The sequence below is a fragment of the Williamsia sp. genome (assembly GCF_016462415.1).
In the GTDB taxonomy this organism is placed as follows: domain Bacteria; phylum Actinomycetota; class Actinomycetes; order Mycobacteriales; family Mycobacteriaceae; genus Williamsia_A.
In genome coordinates this window covers 84,580-105,204 of the sequence record NZ_JAEMTF010000001.1, presented here as the reverse complement: position 1 = coordinate 105,204, position 20,625 = coordinate 84,580, and the positions used below count along the sequence as shown (strand labels likewise).

General features: G+C 67.7%; 20 protein-coding genes. 7 read left to right on the top strand and 13 right to left on the bottom strand.

Annotated features, from left to right (window positions below):
- Genes JHC79_RS00480 through JHC79_RS00470 form a run of 3 tightly spaced genes read right to left on the bottom strand, consistent with a single transcriptional unit; the run spans window position 1 to window position 3,321 of the window.
- Entirely contained in the window at window positions 1-2,385 is a 2,385-nt protein-coding gene (locus JHC79_RS00480; RefSeq protein WP_296387910.1) for an excinuclease ABC subunit UvrA, read from the bottom strand.
- Window positions 2,386-2,440: 55 nt separating this feature from the next.
- Window positions 2,441-2,851 (bottom strand): VOC family protein, encoded by a 411-nt coding sequence (locus JHC79_RS00475; RefSeq protein WP_296387909.1) that lies wholly within the window; start codon window positions 2,849-2,851, stop codon window positions 2,441-2,443.
- A 5-nt stretch (window positions 2,852-2,856) separates the two neighbouring features.
- Window positions 2,857-3,321 (bottom strand): helix-turn-helix transcriptional regulator, encoded by a 465-nt coding sequence (locus tag JHC79_RS00470; protein WP_296387908.1) that lies wholly within the window; start codon window positions 3,319-3,321, stop codon window positions 2,857-2,859.
- A 105-nt stretch (window positions 3,322-3,426) separates the two neighbouring features.
- On the opposite strand from JHC79_RS00470, the gene JHC79_RS00465 reads away from it, so the two are divergent.
- The 3 genes from JHC79_RS00465 to JHC79_RS00455 are packed head-to-tail and all read left to right on the top strand — an operon-like array spanning window position 3,427 to window position 5,183.
- Window positions 3,427-3,789, top strand: coding sequence for a UBP-type zinc finger domain-containing protein (locus JHC79_RS00465; RefSeq protein WP_296387907.1), 363 nt, complete (start codon window positions 3,427-3,429; stop codon window positions 3,787-3,789).
- A 53-nt stretch (window positions 3,790-3,842) separates the two neighbouring features.
- Entirely contained in the window at window positions 3,843-4,442 is a 600-nt protein-coding gene (locus JHC79_RS00460) for a sulfite oxidase-like oxidoreductase (RefSeq protein WP_296387906.1), read from the top strand.
- Window positions 4,443-4,454: 12 nt separating this feature from the next.
- On the top strand, window positions 4,455-5,183 hold the full coding sequence (locus JHC79_RS00455; RefSeq protein ID WP_296387905.1) for an FAD-binding oxidoreductase: 729 nt from the start codon (window positions 4,455-4,457) through the stop codon (window positions 5,181-5,183).
- A gap of 1 nt (window position 5,184) precedes the next feature.
- Here JHC79_RS00455 and JHC79_RS00450 read toward each other — a convergent pair whose 3' ends face one another.
- A complete protein-coding gene (locus JHC79_RS00450; RefSeq protein WP_296387904.1) occupies window positions 5,185-6,849 on the bottom strand; it encodes an FAD-binding dehydrogenase in 1,665 nt (554 codons plus the stop codon).
- 127 nt (window positions 6,850-6,976) lie between these two features.
- Between JHC79_RS00450 and JHC79_RS00445 the strand changes: the two genes are divergently transcribed.
- Window positions 6,977-8,191: a helix-turn-helix domain-containing protein gene (locus tag JHC79_RS00445; RefSeq protein WP_296387903.1), complete on the top strand. Its 1,215-nt coding sequence runs from the start codon at window positions 6,977-6,979 to the stop codon at window positions 8,189-8,191.
- On the opposite strand, the gene JHC79_RS00440 is transcribed toward JHC79_RS00445, so the two are convergent.
- Window positions 8,178-8,813 carry a pyridoxamine 5'-phosphate oxidase family protein gene (locus JHC79_RS00440; protein ID WP_296387902.1) on the bottom strand — a complete coding sequence of 212 codons (636 nt, stop codon included), beginning with the start codon at window positions 8,811-8,813 and terminating at the stop codon, window positions 8,178-8,180. The genes JHC79_RS00445 and JHC79_RS00440 overlap by 14 nt on opposite strands.
- A gap of 133 nt (window positions 8,814-8,946) precedes the next feature.
- On the opposite strand from JHC79_RS00440, the gene JHC79_RS00435 reads away from it, so the two are divergent.
- Entirely contained in the window at window positions 8,947-9,405 is a 459-nt protein-coding gene (locus JHC79_RS00435; protein ID WP_296387901.1) for a VOC family protein, read from the top strand.
- A gap of 11 nt (window positions 9,406-9,416) precedes the next feature.
- On the opposite strand, the gene JHC79_RS00430 is transcribed toward JHC79_RS00435, so the two are convergent.
- Entirely contained in the window at window positions 9,417-10,307 is an 891-nt protein-coding gene (locus JHC79_RS00430) for an alpha/beta hydrolase fold domain-containing protein (protein ID WP_296387900.1), read from the bottom strand.
- Between the two features lie 4 nt (window positions 10,308-10,311).
- Complete coding sequence (locus JHC79_RS00425; protein ID WP_296387899.1) at window positions 10,312-11,451, bottom strand: acyl-CoA dehydrogenase family protein; 1,140 nt, start codon at window positions 11,449-11,451, stop codon at window positions 10,312-10,314.
- A 168-nt stretch (window positions 11,452-11,619) separates the two neighbouring features.
- On the opposite strand from JHC79_RS00425, the gene JHC79_RS00420 reads away from it, so the two are divergent.
- On the top strand, window positions 11,620-12,825 hold the full coding sequence (locus tag JHC79_RS00420) for an acyl-CoA dehydrogenase family protein (protein WP_296387898.1): 1,206 nt from the start codon (window positions 11,620-11,622) through the stop codon (window positions 12,823-12,825).
- A gap of 9 nt (window positions 12,826-12,834) precedes the next feature.
- On the opposite strand, the gene JHC79_RS00415 is transcribed toward JHC79_RS00420, so the two are convergent.
- The 3 genes from JHC79_RS00415 to JHC79_RS00405 are packed head-to-tail and all read right to left on the bottom strand — an operon-like array spanning window position 12,835 to window position 16,228.
- The gene (locus JHC79_RS00415; RefSeq protein WP_296387897.1) at window positions 12,835-14,391 is read right to left on the bottom strand and encodes an acetolactate synthase large subunit; all 1,557 of its coding nucleotides are present in this window, start codon (window positions 14,389-14,391) and stop codon (window positions 12,835-12,837) included.
- A complete protein-coding gene (locus JHC79_RS00410) occupies window positions 14,388-15,794 on the bottom strand; it encodes an FAD-linked oxidase C-terminal domain-containing protein (RefSeq protein WP_296387896.1) in 1,407 nt (468 codons plus the stop codon). The genes JHC79_RS00415 and JHC79_RS00410 overlap by 4 nt, the downstream gene beginning before the upstream one ends.
- Window positions 15,795-15,796: 2 nt before the next feature.
- Window positions 15,797-16,228: a VOC family protein gene (locus tag JHC79_RS00405; RefSeq protein ID WP_296387895.1), complete on the bottom strand. Its 432-nt coding sequence runs from the start codon at window positions 16,226-16,228 to the stop codon at window positions 15,797-15,799.
- Between the two features lie 129 nt (window positions 16,229-16,357).
- On the opposite strand from JHC79_RS00405, the gene JHC79_RS00400 reads away from it, so the two are divergent.
- Window positions 16,358-17,407 carry a hypothetical protein gene (locus JHC79_RS00400; RefSeq protein WP_296387894.1) on the top strand — a complete coding sequence of 350 codons (1,050 nt, stop codon included), beginning with the start codon at window positions 16,358-16,360 and terminating at the stop codon, window positions 17,405-17,407.
- A 73-nt stretch (window positions 17,408-17,480) separates the two neighbouring features.
- On the opposite strand, the gene JHC79_RS00395 is transcribed toward JHC79_RS00400, so the two are convergent.
- The 3 genes from JHC79_RS00395 to JHC79_RS00385 form a co-directional block, all read right to left on the bottom strand.
- Window positions 17,481-18,155 carry an MspA family porin gene (locus JHC79_RS00395; protein ID WP_296387893.1) on the bottom strand — a complete coding sequence of 225 codons (675 nt, stop codon included), beginning with the start codon at window positions 18,153-18,155 and terminating at the stop codon, window positions 17,481-17,483.
- Window positions 18,156-18,197: 42 nt separating this feature from the next.
- Complete coding sequence (locus JHC79_RS00390) at window positions 18,198-18,905, bottom strand: MspA family porin (protein ID WP_296387892.1); 708 nt, start codon at window positions 18,903-18,905, stop codon at window positions 18,198-18,200.
- Between the two features lie 356 nt (window positions 18,906-19,261).
- Window positions 19,262-20,614: an ammonium transporter gene (locus tag JHC79_RS00385; RefSeq protein ID WP_296387891.1), complete on the bottom strand. Its 1,353-nt coding sequence runs from the start codon at window positions 20,612-20,614 to the stop codon at window positions 19,262-19,264.
- Window positions 20,615-20,625 lie beyond the last annotated feature (11 nt).

Here is a 20,625-nt window from a genome sequence, read left to right as displayed (position 1 = left end):
TCACTTCCCGACGTACGCCGCCAGGTGCTCCCCGGTGAGACTGGATCGGGCCTGCACCAGGGCGGCCGGGGTGCCCTCGAAGACCACCTGTCCGCCGTCGTGACCGGCCCCGGGACCGAGATCGATGATCCAGTCCGCGTGTGCCATCACCGCCTGATGGTGCTCGATGACGATCACCGACTTCCCGGAGTCGACCAGGCGGTCGAGCAGTCCGAGCAGGTTCTCGACATCGGCGAGGTGCAGTCCGGTCGTCGGCTCGTCCAGCACGTAGACCTCCCCCTTACCCGCCATCTGGGTGGCGAGCTTGATGCGTTGGCGTTCTCCGCCGGACAACGCAGTGAGGGGCTGGCCCAGTTTGATGTAGCCGAGGCCGACGTCGACGAGCCGCTCCAGGATCTTGTGCGCCGCGGGCAGGGGCGCCGGGCCGTCGCCGAAGAACGTCTCGGCCTCGGCAGCCGACATGCCCAGTACCTCGCTGATGTTGCTGCCGCCCAACGTGTACTCGAGCACCGAGGCCTGAAAACGCCTGCCCTCGCACTCCTCGCACGGCGTGGCGACGCCGGCCATCATCGCGAGGTCGGAGTAGATGACGCCGTTGCCGTTACAGGTCGGGCACGCGCCCTCCGAATTGGCGCTGAACAGCGCCGGTTTGACGCCGTTCTCCTTGGCGAACGCCTTGCGGATGGGTTCGAGCAGACCCGTGTAGGTCGCGGGGTTGCTGCGGCGGGACCCCTTGATCGGTGTCTGGTCGACCGCGATGACCCCGTCGAGTCCGGTGACCGACCCGTGGATCAGCGAACTCTTGCCGGAGCCCGCCACACCGGTCAGCACCACCAGGACGCCCAGGGGGATGTCGACGTCGACGTCGCGCAGGTTGTGCGAGTCGGCGCCCCGCACCTCGAGCGCCGTCGAGGCCGTACGCAGCGTGGGTTTCAGGGCCGCACGGTCGTCGAGGTGCGTTCCGGTCAAGGTGTTGCTGGCCCGGAGGCCGTCGACGGTTCCCTCGAACATGACCTGGCCGCCGTCGGATCCGGCGCGCGGACCCAGGTCGATGACGTGGTCGGCGATGGCGATGGCCTCGGGCTTGTGCTCGACGACGAGCACGGTGTTGCCCTTGTCCCGCAACCGCAGCAGCAGGTCGTTCATGCGGGCGATGTCATGCGGATGGAGTCCGATGGTCGGCTCGTCGAACACGTAGGTGACGTCGGTCAGCGACGACCCGAGATGACGGATCATCTTGGTGCGCTGCGCCTCACCACCGGACAGGGTTCCCGACGGGCGGTCGAGGGACAGGTAGCCCAGACCGATCTCGACGAACGAGTCGAGGGTCTGCCGCAGGGTGGTCAGCAACGGCGCCACCGACGGCTCGTCGAGTCCGCGTACCCAGTCGGCGAGATCGTTGATCTGCATCGCACAGGCGTCGGCGATGTTGACCCCGTTGATCTTCGACGATCGGGCGCCTTCGGTGAGCCTGGTCCCGTCGCAGTCCGGGCAGATCTGAAAGGTGGTGGCCCGTTCCACGAACGCACGGATGTGGGGTTGCAGGGACTCCACGTCCTTGGACAGCATCGACTTCTGGATCTTCGGGATCAGCCCCTCGTAGGTGAGGTTGATGCCGTCGACCTTGATCTTGGTCGGCTCCTTGTAGAGGAGGTCGTCGAGCTGTCTCTTGGTGAACTTCTTGATCGGCTTGTCGGGGTCGAAGAACCCGCACCCGCTGAAAATCCGTCCGTACCACCCGTCCATCGTGTAGCCCGGAATCGTCAGGGCGCCGTCGTTGAGCGACTTCTCGTCGTCGTAGAGCTGTGTCAGATCGACGTCGCTGACCGAACCGCGGCCCTCGCACCGCGGACACATGCCGCCGGTGATGGTGAAGGTCTTGCGTACCTTGACGTCGCGGCCTCCCTTCGAGACGGTTGCGGCACCCGCTCCACTCGCAGACCCGACGTTGAACGAGAACGCCTGGGCGGAACCGACATAGGGGGTACCGAGACGGCTGAACAGGATGCGCAGCATCGCGTTGGCGTCGGTGGCGGTCCCGACGGTCGACCGCGGATCACCGCCCATCCGCTGCTGGTCGACGATGATGGCCGTCGTCAACCCGTCCATCAGATCGACCTCGGGGCGCGCGAGGGTGGGCATGAAGCCCTGCAGGAAGGCGCTGTAGGTCTCGTTGATCATGCGCTGCGACTCGGCGGCGATCGTGCTGAAGACCAGTGAACTCTTCCCCGACCCCGACACCCCGGTGAACACCGTCAGACGGCGTTTGGGGATCTCGACGCTGATGTCCTTGAGGTTGTTCACGCGCGCACCGTGTACGCGGATCAGGTCGTGTGTGTCGGCGACGTGGGGATCGGGCGTGGTCTTCGCCGTTCGCGTGGCCATGGTCTGAGGGTTCTCCGTCTCGTCGTCGATGCAGATCGCGCGGGTGTGGTCGTGGTCAGCGCAGCTCCTGGATCCGGATCAGGTTGCCCGCGGGATCGCGGAGCGCACAGTCGCGGACCCCGTAGGGCTGTTCGGTCGGTTCCTGGACGATCTCGGTGCCGGCGGCGGCAACCCGTTCGAACGTCGCGTCGAGGTCGGGGGCGGCGAGCAGCACCCGACCGAAAGTGCCCTTGGCCATCATCTCACCGATGACACGGGCCTCGTCCTCGGTGATGCCGGGATCGGCGGTCGGCGGGTGCAACACGATGTTGGTGTCGGGCTGGCCGACCGGACCGATGGTGATCCATCGCATCTCGTTGTAACCGACGTCGTTGCGGACCTCGAACCCGAGAACGTCGCGATAGAACGCCAGAGAGGCGTCCGCGTCGGTGTGCGGCAGGAAGCTGGAGTGAATGGTGATCGTCATGGCGGTCACGCTAGATGCGACTCGGCCACGCGCGCTTCTCGATTCCTGATCGGTCGCGTCGCCTGTCTCGCCACGCACGCCGGGATCCCTGACGTGTCCGCCGCCGACGAGGTCGTTGCGGCCTCCCGTCGAAAGACGCTGGGCGGCACACCGACCAGTTCACGAAACCGGGTGCTGAAGGTACCCAACGACGAACATCCGACCGCGAAGCAGACCTCGGTCGCCGAGAGGTCGCCCCGGCGCAGCAACGACATCGCGCGCTCGATCCGACGCGTCATCAGGTACGAGTACGGCGATTCGCCGTAGGCACGCCGAAACTCACGGCTGAGATGACCGGCCGACATGTACGCCCCACGGGCGAGGGCCTCGACATCCAACGGTTGCGCGTACTCCCGGTCAATGCGGTCGCGTACCCGACGCAGCACCGCGAGGTCGCGGAGCCGCTGGTCGTCTGTCGGGGTGCCGGTCATCAGCGCGATCGTGCCACGCGATCTCGCCTGGCGCCCGACGATTCGGACATCGCATGTGTCGGGTACACCGCTCGTCACGAGGTTTCCTGTGCCACGATCGATGCCATGACCGACATCGACGGCATCGACACACACATCGCCCCGAGCGGACCCGGGTGTCTGGACTGCGAGGCCGACGGTAGCTGGTGGTTCCATCTCCGGCGGTGCGCACTGTGCGGCCACATCGGTTGCTGCGACGACTCGCTCAACGGTCACGCCACCGCGCACGCGACGAGCACCGGTCATCCGATCGTGCAGAGCTTCGAACCCGGGGAGAGTTGGTTCTTCGACTACCGGACCGACGACATGTTCACCGGGCCGGTACTCGCCCCACCACACCACCACCCGGACGCGCAGGCCACGCCGGGACCGGATGACCGCGTACCCGGCAACTGGCAGCAGATCCTCCTCGACCACCGCGGGCGATAGGCGACGGTCGCGTCGGGTGCGCGTCGGGGACGCCGACAGTCGATAATGTGCCCATGGGCGTCATCAACAGTCGGTTCCGGGGCAAACGCCGAGACGGACCGACCCTTCCCCCGGGGCAGTACCTCACCACCGACTTCCCGGTCCTCGCCACCGGCGCCACCCCGCGGGTGGTGACCGACCGGTGGTCGTTGTCCGTCACCACACCGGACGGACAGGGACACCGGTGGACGTGGCCCGAGTTCATGGCACTGCCCCAACAGAAGATCGTGGTGGACATCCACTGCGTGACACGGTGGTCGAAGCTCGGCACGTCGTGGACAGGCGTCTCGATCGACACCCTCCTCGACGCCGCCGGCGCGGACGTCGCGTCCGTGAGCCATGTGATGGCGCATGCCTACGGCGGCTACACGACGAACGTCCCGCTGGCCGATCTCGTCGGCGGCAAGGCGATGATCGCCCACACCTTCGACGGCAAGCCACTGCATCCCGAACATGGTGGGCCTGCACGACTTCTCGTACCGCACCTGTACTTCTGGAAGAGTGCGAAGTGGGTCAACGAGCTGCACCTGCTGACCCAGGACGAGCCCGGCTTCTGGGAGGCCAACGGTTACCACATGTACGGCGACCCCTGGCAGGAGCAGCGTTATGCCTGAGGCGCTCGACCGGTGACGACGTGGCAGGTGGCCACGGTCACCGCGGCGACGATGGAGACCCCCACCGCGCGATCACTGTGGTTGTCGATCCCGGGCTTTCCCGGTGCGCTGGCGGGTCAGCACATCGACATCCGACTGACCGCACCCGACGGCTATTCGGCGTCGCGCTCGTATTCGCTGTCCGACGTCCGTGAGGGCGACACGGTCGCGGTCAGCGTCGAGGAGCTCGACGACGGCGAGGTGTCGCCGTTCCTGGTGCGCGACCTCGAGATCGGTGAACAGGTCGAGATCGCCGGGCCGATCGGCGGGCACTTCGTGTGGTCCCCGACATCACCCGGCACGGCCCAGCCGATCCAGCTCGTGGCGGGCGGCTCCGGCATCGCACCGTTGATGGCCATGGTGCGCCTACGGGAGACCGCGGCGCCCGATTCGACGTTCCGGCTGCTCTACTCGGCCCGTTCTCCTGAACACGTCTACTACCGCGACGAGTTCGCCGCGCTGGCCGCACACCGACGGCTGCCGGTCGACTGGTTCTACACGCGATCGGCCCCACCGGACTCGATCCGTCCAGCGGGACGGATCACGCACGAGGAGTTCCTCGCCTCGGTGATCCCGGTGGAGAGCCGTCCCCTCGTCTACCTGTGCGGGGCAAACGAGTTCGTCGAGATGCTGGGCGAGTGGCTCGTCGACGCCGGCTACCCGATCGACTCGATCAGGATCGAGCGCTACCTCGCCGCCTGACTCACACCTCCGCGGCCAGGGCCCGTCCGGCCTGTCGACCACTGAACAGGCACCCGCCGAGGAAGGTCCCCTCGAGCGACCGGTAGCCGTGCACGCCACCGCCACCGAAACCGGCGATCTCGCCGGCGGCCCACAGGCCGGGGACCGCGGACAGCTCGGCGTTCTGCACCCGACCGGCCAGATCGGTCTGGAGTCCGCCGAGCGTCTTCCGGGTGACGATGTTGAGTCGGACCGCGATCAGCGGACCGGCCTTGCGGTCGAGGATCTTGTGCGGCGCCGCGGTTCGCGCGATCCGCTCTCCTCGTGACCGACGTGAGTTGTGTATCGCGGAGACCTGCAGGTCCTTGGTGAACGGGTTGTCGATCTCGCGGTCTCTCGCCACGATCTGGCGTCGCAGGTCGTCGTGCACGATCAGGTCGCTCCCGACGATCCGGTTCATGCCGTCGACGAGTTCGGGCAGGGTGTCGGCGACGACGAAGTCCTCGCCGTGTTCCTTGAACGCCTCGACGGGTCCGCTGGCGCCGGGCAACACCCGACTCAGGACCAGCTTGAGGTCCTTGCCGGTGATGTCGGGATTCTGTTCCGATCCCGACAACGCGAACTCCTTCTCCACGATTTTCTGCGTCAGGACGAACCACGAGTGGTCGAAGCCGCTGTCCTGGATGGCTTTCAGCGTGCCCAGTGTGTCGAAGCCGGGGAAGTTGGGCACCGGAAACCGTTGCCCGCGTGCGTCGAACCACATCGATGACGGTCCCGGGATGATGCGGATACCGTGGTTCGCCCAGATCGGGTCCCAGTTCTTGATGCCCTCCGTGTAGTGCCACATCCGGTCCCGATTGACCAGCCGGGCACCGGCTGTGGCACTGATCCCCAGCATGCGGCCGTCGACGTGTTCGGGCACGCCGGAGATCATCGAGGCCGGAGGCGTGCCAAGGCGCTCGGGCCAGTTCGCCCTGACCAGATCGTGATTGGCGCCGATCCCGCCGGCCGTCACGAGCACGGCCGACGCAGACAGGTCGAACTCCGCGGTGACCACCCGTGAGCTCTTGCTCCCGCGGACGGCATCGCTGGGCTCGAGCACCGCGCCGCGGACACCGGTCACCACGCCGTCGGACACGACGAGCTCGTCCACGCGATGGCGGAAGGCGAACGTCACGAGCCCGCGGTCGGCCGCCTCGCGGACCCGCCGTTCGAACGGGGCCACCACACCCGGCCCGGTCCCCCACGTGAGATGGAAGCGCGGAACCGAGTTGCCATGGCCCTCGGCGAGGTAGCCGCCGCGCTCGGCCCATCCGACGATCGGGACCCATCGCACGCCCTGGGCATGCAGCCACGAGCGCTTCTCGCCGGCGGCGAAGTGCACGTAGGCCTCGGCCCACCTGTGGCCCCAGTAGTCCTCGCCGGACGGGTCGTCGACACCGCGATCGAAGGTGGCGCTGCCGAGCCAGTCCTGCCAGGCGAGTTCGGGTGAATCCTTGATGCCCATCCGCCGCTGCTCGGGGGTGTCGATCATGAACAGTCCGCCGAGCGACCAGAACGCCTGGCCACCCAGGTTCGCGGCCGGCTCCTGATCAAGCAGGAGCACGCGTTTTCCGGCGTCGGCCAACTCCGCGGTGGCCACCAGCCCCGCCAGACCGGCACCGACCACGATCACATCTGCGTCCACGTTCTCTCCTCCTCGGCGACTTCGACCTCTCGTGTGAGAGTGTCGTGGATGACAAGGCAGCGCAATGATCGGCGTCCTTTCAACCATCCGGTTTGTCACCGGGTGACAAACCGCAGACGGGATCTCGATGAGCGCCGCACGCGAACGCACCGTCACCCGACTGCAGGGCGAACTCCCCGCGATCGTCACGCGGTCGGTCGATGCCATTCGCGAGGCAGTTCCCGCCTACCGCGACCTGCGGGGTCCACAACTCGACGAGGTCGAGAACATCGCGGCCGGGTCTCTGCGCCGGCTGCTCGAATTGTGGATCGACGACGGCGACATCGAGCGGGACCGATCCGCGTTCCGGGCGATCGGCACCGCTCGGGCCGCCGACGGCCGCCCACTGACCGACATCCTGCGCGCCTACCGCGTCGCGTCAGACGTGTTCGTACGACACGTCATCGACCACCATCTCGACGACCTCGAACCGGCCGACGTCGCCGACCTCAGCCTGCTGGTGCTCCGCACCCTTGACGCGGTCTCCGAGGTCATCATCGACGCGTACACCACCTACCGCGACCGCCTGACCTCCGATCGCGGACAGGCACAGGCCGCGTTTCTCGACGACCTCATCGCGGGTCGGCAGAACTCGCCCGGCGCCATTGCCGACCGCAGCAGGCAGCTCGATCTCGCCCTGGCCGGTCGTCCACAGCTGCTCGTGGTCGCCCGTACCGACCCAGGGCGCTCGATGTCCGACGACGACCTCGACACGATCCTCCGATCGCTCGGCGAGACACCGCACACCGACCCGACCGACGGTCCGGCACGACCCCACCTCTGCACCCGGCGTGGGACCCGAGGGGTCCTGCTGCTGCCCGGAACGGTCGACCGGACACTCCTCGACTCGGTGTGTGCGGCGGCGGATCTGCGGGGAAGCCTGATGTCGGGGCGACCCATCGCCGATGTCGCCGCCGCCTACCGGTTGGCATGCGACGCACTCGACACCGCTCCCGGACACGCATTCGCCGAGCGGGCGTTGCTCGACGACGGGGATTGTCAACTTCTGGTCCTGCTGACCGCGCGTGCGACGGCGGACACCGACGCGGTCGTGTCCACCGTGCTCGGACCGCTGCGCGATCCGTCCAACGAGCATCTGCTCGACGGCGTGCGGGCGTTCATCTCGACCGGCACGGCCACGGCGGCCGCCGCGGAGCTGCACGTGCATCCGCAGACGCTGCGATACCGACTACGCCGCGCGCAGGAGCTGACCGGCCGCGATCCTCGACACGCATGGCATCGCCTGGCGTTGGACACGGCGATCCAGCTGCAGCAGCTGGCTGATCCGCTCAGGCCTCGGTGATCTGACGCTCGAGATCGGCGATGCGGGCACGCAACTCCGCGGTCTCGGCGGCGTGTGCCTGGTTCAGGGCGCGCACGTAGTCGCGGTCGTACTGCGGGACCAGGCTGCGCGAACAGTTCCAGTCGAACGCCTCGATGGTGATCACGATGCTGCGTTCGGCCCGGGCCGCGATACGCGAGTCACCCACTGTCATCAGCCGCGACAGCAGTTCGGGGTCCTCCGCGGCGTCGACGACGGTGGCGTGGCCGAACAGCTTGAGCCGGATCTTGCGGGGATAGTCGGCGACGAACATCGCGATCCGGCCGTTGTCGTCGATGTTGCCCACCGACACGAACTGGGCGTTGCCGTGGAAGTCGGCGAAGCCGATGGTGTCCTCGCCCAGATGGTGCAGGAACCCACGCGGTCCGCTGCGGTACTGGATGTAGGGGTACCCGTCGGCCGTGGCCGTCGCGAGGTGGAACTGGAACACGCTGCTCAGCAGCCCGATCTCGCGTTCATCGAGATGGTCCGGTCCGTCGTCGTCGCGGTCGGCGTTCGCCCCGTACACCGCATAGCTGCCGTCGGCCCGTTGCCGTTCGAGCGCACCACGACCGAACATCAGGCGCGCATAGCGATTCGACATGACCACCTGTCTTCCTGTCGATCACGCGCGAACCGACACCTCGCAGAGCACCCGCTCACCGAAAGGTACTCGGTCAGCTCGGTCGCGGTGATAGACACATACGGCGGGACGATCACTGCGAGAGGTGGATGACATGGCGATCCAATCGTGGTCTCACATCGGGATCTGCTGTTCCGATCTCGACCGCTCCACGGCGTTCTACGTCAACGTCCTCGGGTTCCGTGAGCTGTTCACGATGGATCTCGGCCCCGAGTTCGCCGCCACGATGGAGATCGACGGCCAGTTCACCTCACGGATGCTGGCGCGTCCGGACATGCGGCTGGAACTGGTGCGGTGGACCACGCCCGACGGGGTCGGAGACCGCGAGCGACGAGCGATGAACCAGTTCGGGTTCACGCACCTCGCCTTCCGGGTGGAGGCGATCGACGATCTGTGGGAGCTCGCCGAGCAGTACGGCGGAACCGCTCAGCGACACACGGTCTCGAGGATGGAGGGGGCCGGTGGATCGGTCACCGGCGCGGTGTACCTCACCGACCCCGACGGCGTGCGGATCGAGTGCATGGCGGGCGTACCGGATCTGTCCACCCTCTGATCACGGCGCGCTCAGGGCCCTCTCGGATCGGCGATCGAAGCGACGATCTCGCGGGTGGCGACCTTCCCCTCCGGGGTCGGCAGGACCGGGTAGACGTGAATGGCCCCCTCGCACTGCGTCAGTCGCACCTGTCCACCGCCTGCGCGGATGCCGCGGGTCAGGGCCAACACGTCGGGCAGGAACAGATCGCGGGTACCGCACCAGATCTCGACCGGTGGGAGACCGCGCACCGATCCGCGGATGGGACTGACCCGCGGATCGTCGAGCGGTAGGTCGCCGGCCCACGCCCGCGCCGCCGCACGCAACCCGACGGAACTCAGCCACGGGTCGCGCTTCTCCACCCCGGCGATCTCCGGGTTCGACAACTCCGCGTCGAGCCACGGTGACACGAGTACGACCTGCCCCGGCTGGGGAAGGTCGAGAGCCGCCACCTGCTGGACGAAACCCAGCGCGATCCCGGCCCCCGCCGAATCGCCCATCACGGTGATCTCCGACGGGGTGGCGTCGGTGAGCAACCGCCGATACACCGACTCGACCAGGTCGTAGGCCTGCACCGCGGTGTGCTGTGGCGCCAGTCCGTACGCGGGTACGTCGACGCGGACCCCGGCATCGACCAGCCTGCTGATGAAACCGTAGTGCTGCGGCGCGATCTCGGCGATGTAGGCACCGCCGTGCAGGTACAGCACCGATCGGGTGAACCGGCCGTCCTTCGGGACGATGCGGTGGACGTCGAAGCCGTGTTCTCGGTACTGCGTGACGGTGTGCCGGTCCCGGATCGCCGGCGTCGGCTCGGCCGACCCCTTCGGCGCGTGGATGCGTCGCTGTGCACGTGCGGGCGTCGACATCTGTCGTTTGCGGGTCAGCCGCATGACACCCGCGACCAACCGCATCTGCGCGCTCATCTGCTCAGCCGGCCAGGGATCGACTGATGACGAGGCGCTGGATCTGGTTGGTCCCCTCGAAGATCTGGGTGACCTTCGCGTCGCGCATGTACCGCTCGACCCGGAAGTCCCGGGTGTAGCCGTACCCGCCGAAGACCTGGACGGCGTCGGTGGTCACCTTCATCGCCGCGTCGGTTGCGATGAGCTTCGCGACCGACGCGTTGCGCGAGTAGGGCAGGCCTGCATCACGTCTGCGAGCGGCGTCGAGGTACGTCGCCCTCGCGGAGTCGACGGCGGCGGCCATGTCGGCGAGCACGAACCCGAGACCCTGATGATCGATGATCTTGCGGCCGAACGTGGACCGTTCCTGCGCATAGGCGACCGCGTCGTCGAGAGCGGCCTGCGCGATGCCGACGGCGACCGCGGCGATGCCGAGGCGTCCCGAGTCCAGTGCGGAGAACGCGATCTGCAGGCCCTGCCCCTCAGCGCCCACGAGCCGGTCGGCTTCGACGTGCGCACCGTCGTAGTGCGCTGAGGTGGTGGGTATCGCGTGCAGGCCCATCTTCTCCTCGGGCTTGCCGAACGTCAGGTTCGGAGTGCTCTTGTCGACGAGGAAACAGGAGATTCCCTTCGACCCCTCCCCGGTGCGGGCGAAGAGGTTGTAGAAGTCGGCGACCCCACCGTGGGTGATCCACGCCTTGGCGCCGTCGATGACGTAGTGATCCCCCGCGGCGACGGCCCGACACGTCAGTGCCGCGGCATCGGAGCCGGCCTGCGGTTCGGACAGGCTGTAGGCGCCGATGGTGGCGCCGCCGAGCATGTCGGGCAGCCAACGTGCCTTCTGCTCCTCGGTACCGAAGGCGCTCACCGGGTAGCAGGCCAGGCCGTGCACACTCGCCGCGACCGCCACGGCCGCCCACGCCGAGGCGAGTTCCTCGAGCACCTGGAGGTAGACCTCGTAGGGCTGGCCACCGCCGCCCCACTCCTCGGGATACGGCAGGCTCAGCAGACCCGCCTCGCCGAGCGTTGCGAAGACCCCGTCGGGATACTGTTCCCGCTTCTCGTGGCCGTCGACGATCGGGCCGAGCGTCTTGGCTGCGATGTCACGGGTCAGCTGGATCAGCTCGCGGGCCTCGTCGGTGGGCAACAAACGGTCAACGGCCACAACCAGCTCCTCGGTGTCAGACGCCCGGTCTGACGACCGACGCACGATCGATGTAACCACGCAGTCCACCCGGCCCGACTCAGCCGCCCCATTACGATCGTCAATGGAGTCGTAGACACGTGCAGACATCGCGAATGCGGCCCGCCCGCCCGCGGAGAGGACTCACCGATGAGCTCGCATGAACCGATGGAACCGCTGTCCCCCAGCTATCTGGCCTCCGACCTGTTCGGATACCAGGCCGCGCTGACCGACGAGGAGAGCGAGATCATCCTCCGGGTACGACGTTTCCTCGCCGAGGAGGTCGCCCCGCGGGCGAACGAGTTCTGGGAGAAGGGCGAGTCGCCGCGGCACCTGCTGCCGCGGCTGGCCGAGCTGGACATCGTCGGACTCGGATACGAGTTCGACGGACGCAAACCGCACCGCAAGGTGCTCACCGGGTGGCTCGGGCTGGAGTTCGCGCGGGTCGACCCGTCCACCGGGACGATGTTCGGCGTCCACAGTGGTCTGGCGATGAGCAGCATCTCGATCCTCGGTTCCGCCGAGCAGCGTGACCGCTGGCTCCCGGCGATGCGCCGAATGGAACTCGTCGGCGCCTTCGGGCTCTCCGAACCCGACGGCGGTTCCGACGTCGCCGGCGGGCTGTCGACCACCGCGCGTCGCGACGGCGACGACTGGATCCTCAACGGCAGCAAGCGATGGATCGGCAACGCCACCTTCGCCGACCTCGTCATCGTCTACGCCAAGGACGAGGAAGACGGCGAGGTCAAGGGTTTCGTCGTGGAGAAGGACTTCGAGGGGTTCCGCGCGGAGAAGATCGAACGCAAGTACTCCTTGCGCGCCGTCGAGAACGCCGATCTCTACTTCGAGGACTGCCGAGTCCCCGGGGCCAACAAGCTCGAGAACGCCAACTCCTTCGCCGACACCGGCAAGGTCCTGCGCCTCACCCGCGGCGGGGTGGCGTGGAGCGCCGTCGGCGTGATGATCGGCGCCTACGAGAAGGCGGTGGCCTACGCGCAGGAGCGCGAGCAGTTCGGCAAGCCCATCGCCTCGTTCCAACTCATCTCCGACCTCATCGCCCGCATGGCGGGCAACGTCACCGCCTGTCTGGGGCTGGCAATGCAGGTGTCACAGCTGCAGGATCAGGGTGTCTATCGCGACGAACACGCAGCACTGTGCAAGACCTACTGCACGACGCGGTTGCGCGAGGTGGTCGGCTGGGCCCGAGAGATCATGGGCGGCAACGGGATCCTGCTCGACTACGACGTCATCCGGTACTTCGTCGACGCCGAGGCGCTCTACTCCTATGAGGGCACCTCGCAGATGAACAACCTGATCGTGGGCCGCGGCGTCACCGGGTTCAGCGCCTTCGTCTGAGGCACACCGCTAGAGCAGGGGTGGGATGATGGCCTCGATGAGGTGAGGTCCCTCCTCTGCGAAGGCGCGATTCAGTTCGGTCGCGAGGTCCTCGGCTGTTGTGACCCGCACGGCCGGGACGCCGAACCCGGTGGACATGGCGACGAAGTCCATGTCCGGGTGGGACAGGTCGAGCAGCGAGTTCGCCTTCTCGCCACCGCTCTGCGCGCCGACGCGTTGCAGTTCCATCCGCAGGATGGCGTAGGCGCTGTTGTTGAGCAGCACGGTGGTCACGTTCAGGTTCTCCCGCGCCATCGTCCACAGCGACGAGATCGTGTAGAGCGCACTGCCGTCGGACTGCAGCGCGAGCACGGGACGGTCCGGGGCGGCGATCGCGGCACCGACGGCGACGGGTAGTCCCTGTCCGATGGCACCCCCGGTCAACGTGAGCACCTGGTGTCGTGGCGCACCGGCGGTCGCGGCGGGCAACATCAGACCCGACGTGTTCGCCTCGTCGGAGATGATGGCGCCCTCCGGGAGGACGGAGCCGACGACCTGGACCCAGTTCGCCAACGTCAGATCGCCGCTCGGCAGGTCGACCTCGACCCGATCCTGCACCGTCGCGGTGTGCTCGGCCGCCACGCGGTCGGCCAGCGCGGTCACCGCACCGAGGACGTCGTCGCGGATGTCGACGAGGGTGTGCACCGTGGCGCCGTCGGGCACCAGGTCACTTGCCTTGTCCGGGTAGGCGAAAAACGACACCGGCGAGCGGGCCCCGATGAGGACGAGGTGTTCGATCCCGTCGAGTTGCGCCTGGGCCGCTTCGGCCAGGTAGCCGAGCCGGTCGAAGCTCGGGACACCGGCACCCCGGTCGAGCGCGGCGGGGAACGTCTCGACGAGAACCGTTGCCCCGGTGGCGTTCGCGATCCGGCTGACCGCGAGGAGTCCGTCGATCCGTGTGGCCTCGGCGCCGATGAGGATCACTGTCTTCGCACCCGAGGTCAGGGCCTCGGCGATCCCGGCGATCACCTGCTCGTCGGGGACGGCACGCGGCACCGGTGCCACGGCGGTCCCGACGGTTCCACCGGCGGTCCAGGAGATGTCCGCGGGGAGGATGACGGTGGCGATCTGCCCGGCGCCGTCCGTCGACGCGGCCACCGCGTCGGCGACATCCTGCCCGACCGTCTCGGTCGAGGTCGCCGTCCGCGTCCACCCCTGCAGCCACGATCCGAGCGTGGCGATGTCGGATTCCAACGGTGCGTCGTAGCGGTGGTGGTAGGTCGCGTGGTCGCCGACGATGTTGACGATCGGGGTGTGTGCGCGGCGCGCGTTGTGCAGGTTTGCCAGGCCGTTGGCCATACCCGGTCCCAGATGCAGCAGCGTGGCGGCCGGTCGGCCGGTCACCCGGGCGTAGCCGTCCGCCGCCCCGGTGACGACCCCCTCGAACAGGCAGAGGACCGCGCGCATCTGCGGCACGGAGTCGAGCGCGGCGACGAAGTGCATCTCCGAGGTTCCGGGGTTGCCGAAGCACACCTGCACACCGGAATCGACGAGCGAGCTGATCACCGCGTTGGCGCCGTTGGTCATGCTGGTTCCCCTTCACCGAACAGAACGCCGGGATTGAGTATCCCGGACGGGTCGAATCCTCGTTTGATCTCGCGCATCACCGCGATCACCGCCGGATCGGTCAACTCGGCGAAGTGTGCCGACTTGGCGCGTCCCACACCGTGTTCGCCGGAGATGGCGCCACCCATGCTCATCCCCAGCGCGAAGATGTCGTGGAGCAGTCCACGGCGGGCGTCGGTGTCGGGGCAGAAGATCGCGAGGTGGACGTTGCCGTCCCCGGCGTGACCGCAGCCGATCGCCGCCCCACCTGCGGTCGTGGCGAGTTCACGCGACCGTGCGAGGAATGCGGGCATCGCGGTGCGGGGCACCACCAGGTCGATGATGTCGTCGGCGCCGGCGGCCTTGGCGGTCCAGAATGCCTTCTCACGCGCGCCGATCAACGCACGGGCCGATCCACCGTCGAGCACGAACGTGTCGAGCGCGCCGCGCTGCGCCACCAGCGCCCCCAGTAGTTCGATGTCGCCGTCGAGACGGTCGCGGTCGCGGTTCTCCAGCGACACGACCAGATACGCCTGCGCGGTGTCCCGGAGCGCGTCGGGGATCCCGAGCGAGAGGTCCTGCGAGTAGGTGATCGACGCCATTGTCATCGCGTCGATGTACTCGAGGATGACCGGCGCGCACCCGGTCGCGATGACCGCAGGCACGATCCCGACGACCTCGTCGACCGTGGCGAACGGAGCGAGCACGGTGGCCGAATACGCCAGTCTCGGATGCAATTTCACCGTCACCTCGGTGGCGAGCGCCAGGGTCCCCTCCGAGCCGATGATGAGCTGGGTCAGGTCGTAGCCGGTGGACACCTTGGCGATGGCGCCGCCGGTCCGGATCAGCGCACCGGTCACGAGTGCGGCCTGCAGGCCGAGCACGTTGTGGCGGGTGACGCCGTACTTCACCGCCCGCATGCCGCCGGCGTTGGTGCCGACCGTCCCGCCGATGCTGGCGCTGAGCTCACCCGGGTACACCGAGTACATGAGACCCACCCGCCCGGCGGCCTCGTCCAGGGCTGCGAGTCCGACGCCGGGCTGGACCACGGCGACCTGGTTGTCGACATCGACCTCGAGGATCTCGGACATGTTCTCGAACGAGATGACCATGCCGTCGGCGAGCGGACGTGCCGCGCCGGACAATCCGGTGCCGGAGCCACGTGCGGTGACCGGGATCGCGTGCTCGCCCGCGTACCGGAGCACGGCCGCCACCTGCTCCGGCGTCGACGGCCGGACGACGTACATCGGCGTGACCGGCTCGATGTGCAGTGCCTCGTCGTGGCCGTAATCGGATCCGACGTGCTCGGTGTGGAGCACGTCGCGCGGACCGACGATCTCGGCGAGTGCCGCCGAGACCGTCCGGACGCGCGCGTCGGCGGTCATGCTCAGCTGTTGGGGCCGGAGATCTCCAGAGCGATGTTGTCGGGATCGCGGAACTCGAGGATGGCGATGCCCGCGTCGCCGAGATCCTTGACGCCCTCGTGGGCGACGCCGAGCTTGTCCAGGGTCGCGGCCGCATCGTGCAGATCCGACAGACCGGCGACCGAGAAGCTCAGGTGATCGAGACCGCACCGGTCCTCGGTGAACGAGTCGTCTCCCGGGGCGACCGGGCGCAGTCCGAGGAGGCCGCCACCGAACTGGTAGATGACACCACCGAACAGGAACGAGAGGGCTTCCTTGGTGGCGTCGTCGGCGTCGGCGGGCGGCGCCTCGAACGCGACGTCGAATCCGAAGACGTCGTCGTAGAACTTACGGGAGGTGGCGATGTCCCGGACGGTCAACCGAACATGGTTGTAGTCGGTTGCTTTGATCGTCACGAATTGCTCCTCTTCCGCGACCGGCGAGGTCGCATAAACATGTGTGCATCTGCCCTCACCGACCCTACGCGGGCGCGTGGATGGGAGAAGTGACGCTCGGGTGAACGCCGGTGCAGGCACACTGGAGTCATGAGGTCTCTGGTCGCCACCACTGCGGTGGCTCTGTCGGTCGTGTTGGTCGCGGGTTGTGGCACGGATTCGGAAGGCGGTGACGCCCCCGCATCGTCATCGTCGGCCACCCCGGTCGCGGCGGAACCCGCCGTGGCGCCGGCACCGACGGTGACTCCTGCGGGCAGGGTCATCGAGGTCGGCAACGAGCCCGAGGGCGTCGTCATCGGCACCTCCGGCATCGCCGCGGTCGGTGTGCGGCGGCCCGACGCCATAACCCTGGTCAACGTGCGTACCGGATCGGTGGTCCGCAGCATCCCGACCGCCGGCGCACCCAGGCATCTCGAGCTCGCCGGCCCCGACGGCCCGGTGATCCTCCCGCTCGAGACCTCGAACACCATCACCGAACTGTCGTTCGACGGGACCTTCGGGCCGATCGCGACCGGTGTCGGCGACCTGCCGCACGACGCGGTGCGTACCTCGGACGGGACTCTCGTCGGCACCAACGAACACGGCGGCGGCGCGTTGTTCATCCGTGACGGCAAGCTCGTCAAGTCGTTGCCCGCCGGTCCACCGCAGCCTGGCGGTGTCGCCGCGGTCGGGCGCTACGCCGCCATGGCCGACGTCCAGGGCAACGGTGTGTTCATCTATGACGGCACCACCATGACCGAGGTCGCGAGCAAACGGATCGGAACCCGGCTGACCCACGCCCACGCCCTCGGTGACGGCTTGGTGGCGTTCGCCGACACCGATGGTGGCGCGGTACTGATCGAACGGATCACCCCGCAGGTCACCGACGTCGCCCGCATCGATGCTCCCGGCAAGCCGTACGGGCTCAGTTATGACGCGCGCACCAAGACGCTGCTGGTCACCCTGGGGTCGTCGAACACGCTCCGACTGGTGGACATGACCGATCCCGCCAAGCCGCGCATCAAGGGCGACGTCCCCACGGTGCAGCAGGCGAACTCGGTGGCGATGGACCCGGTGACCGGCATCGTCGCCGTCACCGGCAGCGCGCCCGGCGAGGCCAGTTCGTTGCAGATCATCCCTGCAGATCAGTTGCCACGCTGAGTAACCCATCGCGGAACGACGAATGCCCCCGACCACCAGGCCGGGGGCATTCGTCTCGTGAGAGGGGTTCAGATCAACCGATCGAGAACGGCTTGCCGTAGAACGTGACCTGCTTGTCGACGTTCGACGTGCGCACGCGCACGATCGCGACCGAGCGCGCCTGGGCGTAACCGGCACAGCCGGTCAGCTGCAGCTGCGAGCCCGTGTAGCTGAGCTTGAGCTTGGAGCCCTCGTAGTCGACGTTGTTGGTGTACTGCTGGCTGCCGAAATCGTCGGCCTTCTCCACCTGGTTGATGAAGTACTGGGTCGCCTGGCCCGGCCCCAGCGTGAGCGACTGGTTCGCGCCGCCGCCGGTGGCGGTGCTGGTCCCCGCGAGGTTCTCGGTGGTGGTCCCGCTGCCACCGGAGGTGGTGGACGCGATGCTGACCTGGCAGCCGACGATGTACCCGGCCTGGATGCGGATCTTGGCCTTCTTGCTGGAGGTCACCTGGTACCGCGCGGACACCTGTGCGGCGCGGTGCAGCGGCGTCCCGCCCAGCGACGGTGCGATGGTCGCGGTCTCACCCGTGCGGGTGATCGACACCTTGGTGCCGTCCTGCAGGGTGGTGTTCTGGACCTGGTTGGGCAGCTTCACGAAGACGTCGGCGTTCGCCGAGCCCTGTGCCAGTAGTGCTGCGGCAGCGACCAGCGCGGCGCTGGTCCCGGCGAGCCCCGCGGCACGGCGGGTTGCTTTGTGCGAGTTGTTCATCGAATCCCTTGTCTGGTGATGTGGTTCGTGGGTGTGAGGGGATCAGCCGATGGAGAACGGCTTGCCGTACAGGGTGACCTTCTGCTGGCTCTCGCCGGTGGTCTCGACCACCGTGAACGCGCGGGCCTGGGCGTAGCCTCCGCATCCCTGGATCTGCAGCTGGGCGCGATCGTAGGAGATGTAGTACGTCCCCTTCTTCTCGATGTTCTTCGAGTTGACGATCACGAAGGACACCGCACCCGGGGTGAGCGGCAGCGAGAACGAACCGTTGACCGTCGCGGTGGGCAACGCGGCGCCGATGTTGCTGACCGTCGCGCCGCCGCCCAGCGTCAGGTTGCCGACGGTGACCTGGCAGCCGACGATGTAGCCGGTGGACAACGTGGCGGCAGCGCCGTTGGTCTCGGTCGAGTTCGTGCCGAGCGTGCCCGAGGTGGAGTTGCTCTCGCTCTGCGCACCACGGTTCGGGCCGGCCTTCTTGGCCTTGAGGTTCGGCGCGGACAGCGTGATGTCCGCGGACACCCATGCGGTCCGACCCGCGCCGTTGGCCGCCAGCGACGGCGAGAGCTGGGCGCGCTCGTTGGAACGGGCGAGGACGATGCCGTCGTCACCGCGGATGGCCCCGTTCGGGAGCTTGACGAAGGTGTCGGCGTTGGCTGCACCCGGAGCGACCAGACCGACTGCCGCAGCGCCGACCATGGTCATCGCTCCGAGCGATGCCGCCCGCCGCAACGCGGTGGAGTTCTTGCTCATTGTTCCTCTTTCGGACAATCGGGACCCGGAGCGCACTCACGGATCACATTCACTTCAATGGGTGTCGATCGAGCGCATTGGTGGAGAGCTGACTCTCTCGATCGGCAGAAGCCTGAAGCAGCGAGAAGAACACGCGGTGAACTGATCCTCGCGTTTCGGTGACAACGACCACCCCGTGGTGTGAACGCGGGCCGATTCCGATCTCAGAACCGGTCAAATCGTAATGCGAAGCCCACCAAACGATTTGAACGCACCGCCTGTCCATCTCTCGTTCATGTCGACGATGGCGTTCTGTGCGGATGGGCGAGATGCCGTCGGCCGCGGCCGATCCCGGCGACCCGTGTGGACCAGTCGGACTAGATGTCGACGCGTCCGCCGCGCGAGGCCGCCATGTCGTACGCGGTCTCGGCATGCTCCGCGTCGTCGATGCCGTCGGCCTCGTCCTGCGGATGGGCGCGGACACCGATGGTCGCCTTGAGCACGAGCGCGATGACCGCGGTCACGGCCATCGCGTATCCGCCGACGGCCAGGACGGCCACCAACTGCCGCCAGAGCTGATCCAGTCCGCCACCGTAGAAGAGTCCGTCGACACCCGCGGGTGACGCGCTGCTCGCGACGAGCCCGATCATGACGGTGCCGACGACACCACCGACGAGGTGCACACCGACGACGTCGAGCGAGTCGTCGTATCCCAGCTTGTATTTCAGCTCGATGGCCAGGGAGCTGACCGCACCGGCGACGATGCCGATGGCCAGTGCGCCGATCGGGGTGACCGATGCGCAGGCGGGGGTGATCGCGACGAGTCCGGCGACCACACCGGATGCCGCGCCGAACGAGGTCGGCTTGCCCTGTCGGATGCGTTCGACGAGCAGCCAGCTCATCATCGACACCGCGCCGGCACCGAGGGTGTTGGCCAGGGCCAGGGCGGCGGTGCCGTCGGCGGCCAACGCCGAACCGGCGTTGAACCCGAACCAGCCCAGCCAGAGCAGTCCGGCACCGAGCATGACCGCGGGCAGATTGTGCGGACGCATCGGATCGCGGGGCCACCCACGTCGGGTCCCGACGACCAGCGCGAGCACGAGAGCAGATGCACCCGAGTTGATCTCGACCGCGGTGCCACCGGCGAAGTCGATCGCCCCCAGATGGTTGACGATCCATCCGCCCTTCTCGGCGGCGAGACCGTCGAGGGCGAAGACCCAGTGCGCGACCGGGAAGTACACCAACGTCGCCCACAGCGCGGCGAAGAGCAACCACGCGGTGAACTTCATCCGGTCGGCCACGGCACCGGCGATCAGCGCCACCGTCACCATCGCGAAGCCGGCCTGGAACATCACGAAGACCATCGCCGGGATGGTGCCGACCAGTGGGATGGCGGCCGACGCCGGCTCACCCGGCGCGTAATCGCCCCCGAAGAGATGCTTCAGACCGGCGAACTGGGTGGGGTCGCCGATCACTCCGCCGATGTCGTCGCCGAATGCCAACGAATACCCGAACACCAGCCACAGGACCCACACGACGCCGATGGCCGCAAAGCACATCATCATCATGTTCAGGACGCTCTTCGCGCGCACCATGCCACCGTAGAAGAAGGCCAGCGCAGGCGTCATCACCAGGACGAGAGCCGCACTTGCCATCACCCAGGCGGTGTTCGCGGCGTCGGGCGCACCGATGATCGGGTAGGTCACCACAGCTCCTTTGCTGTCGAGCATTCAAACGACAG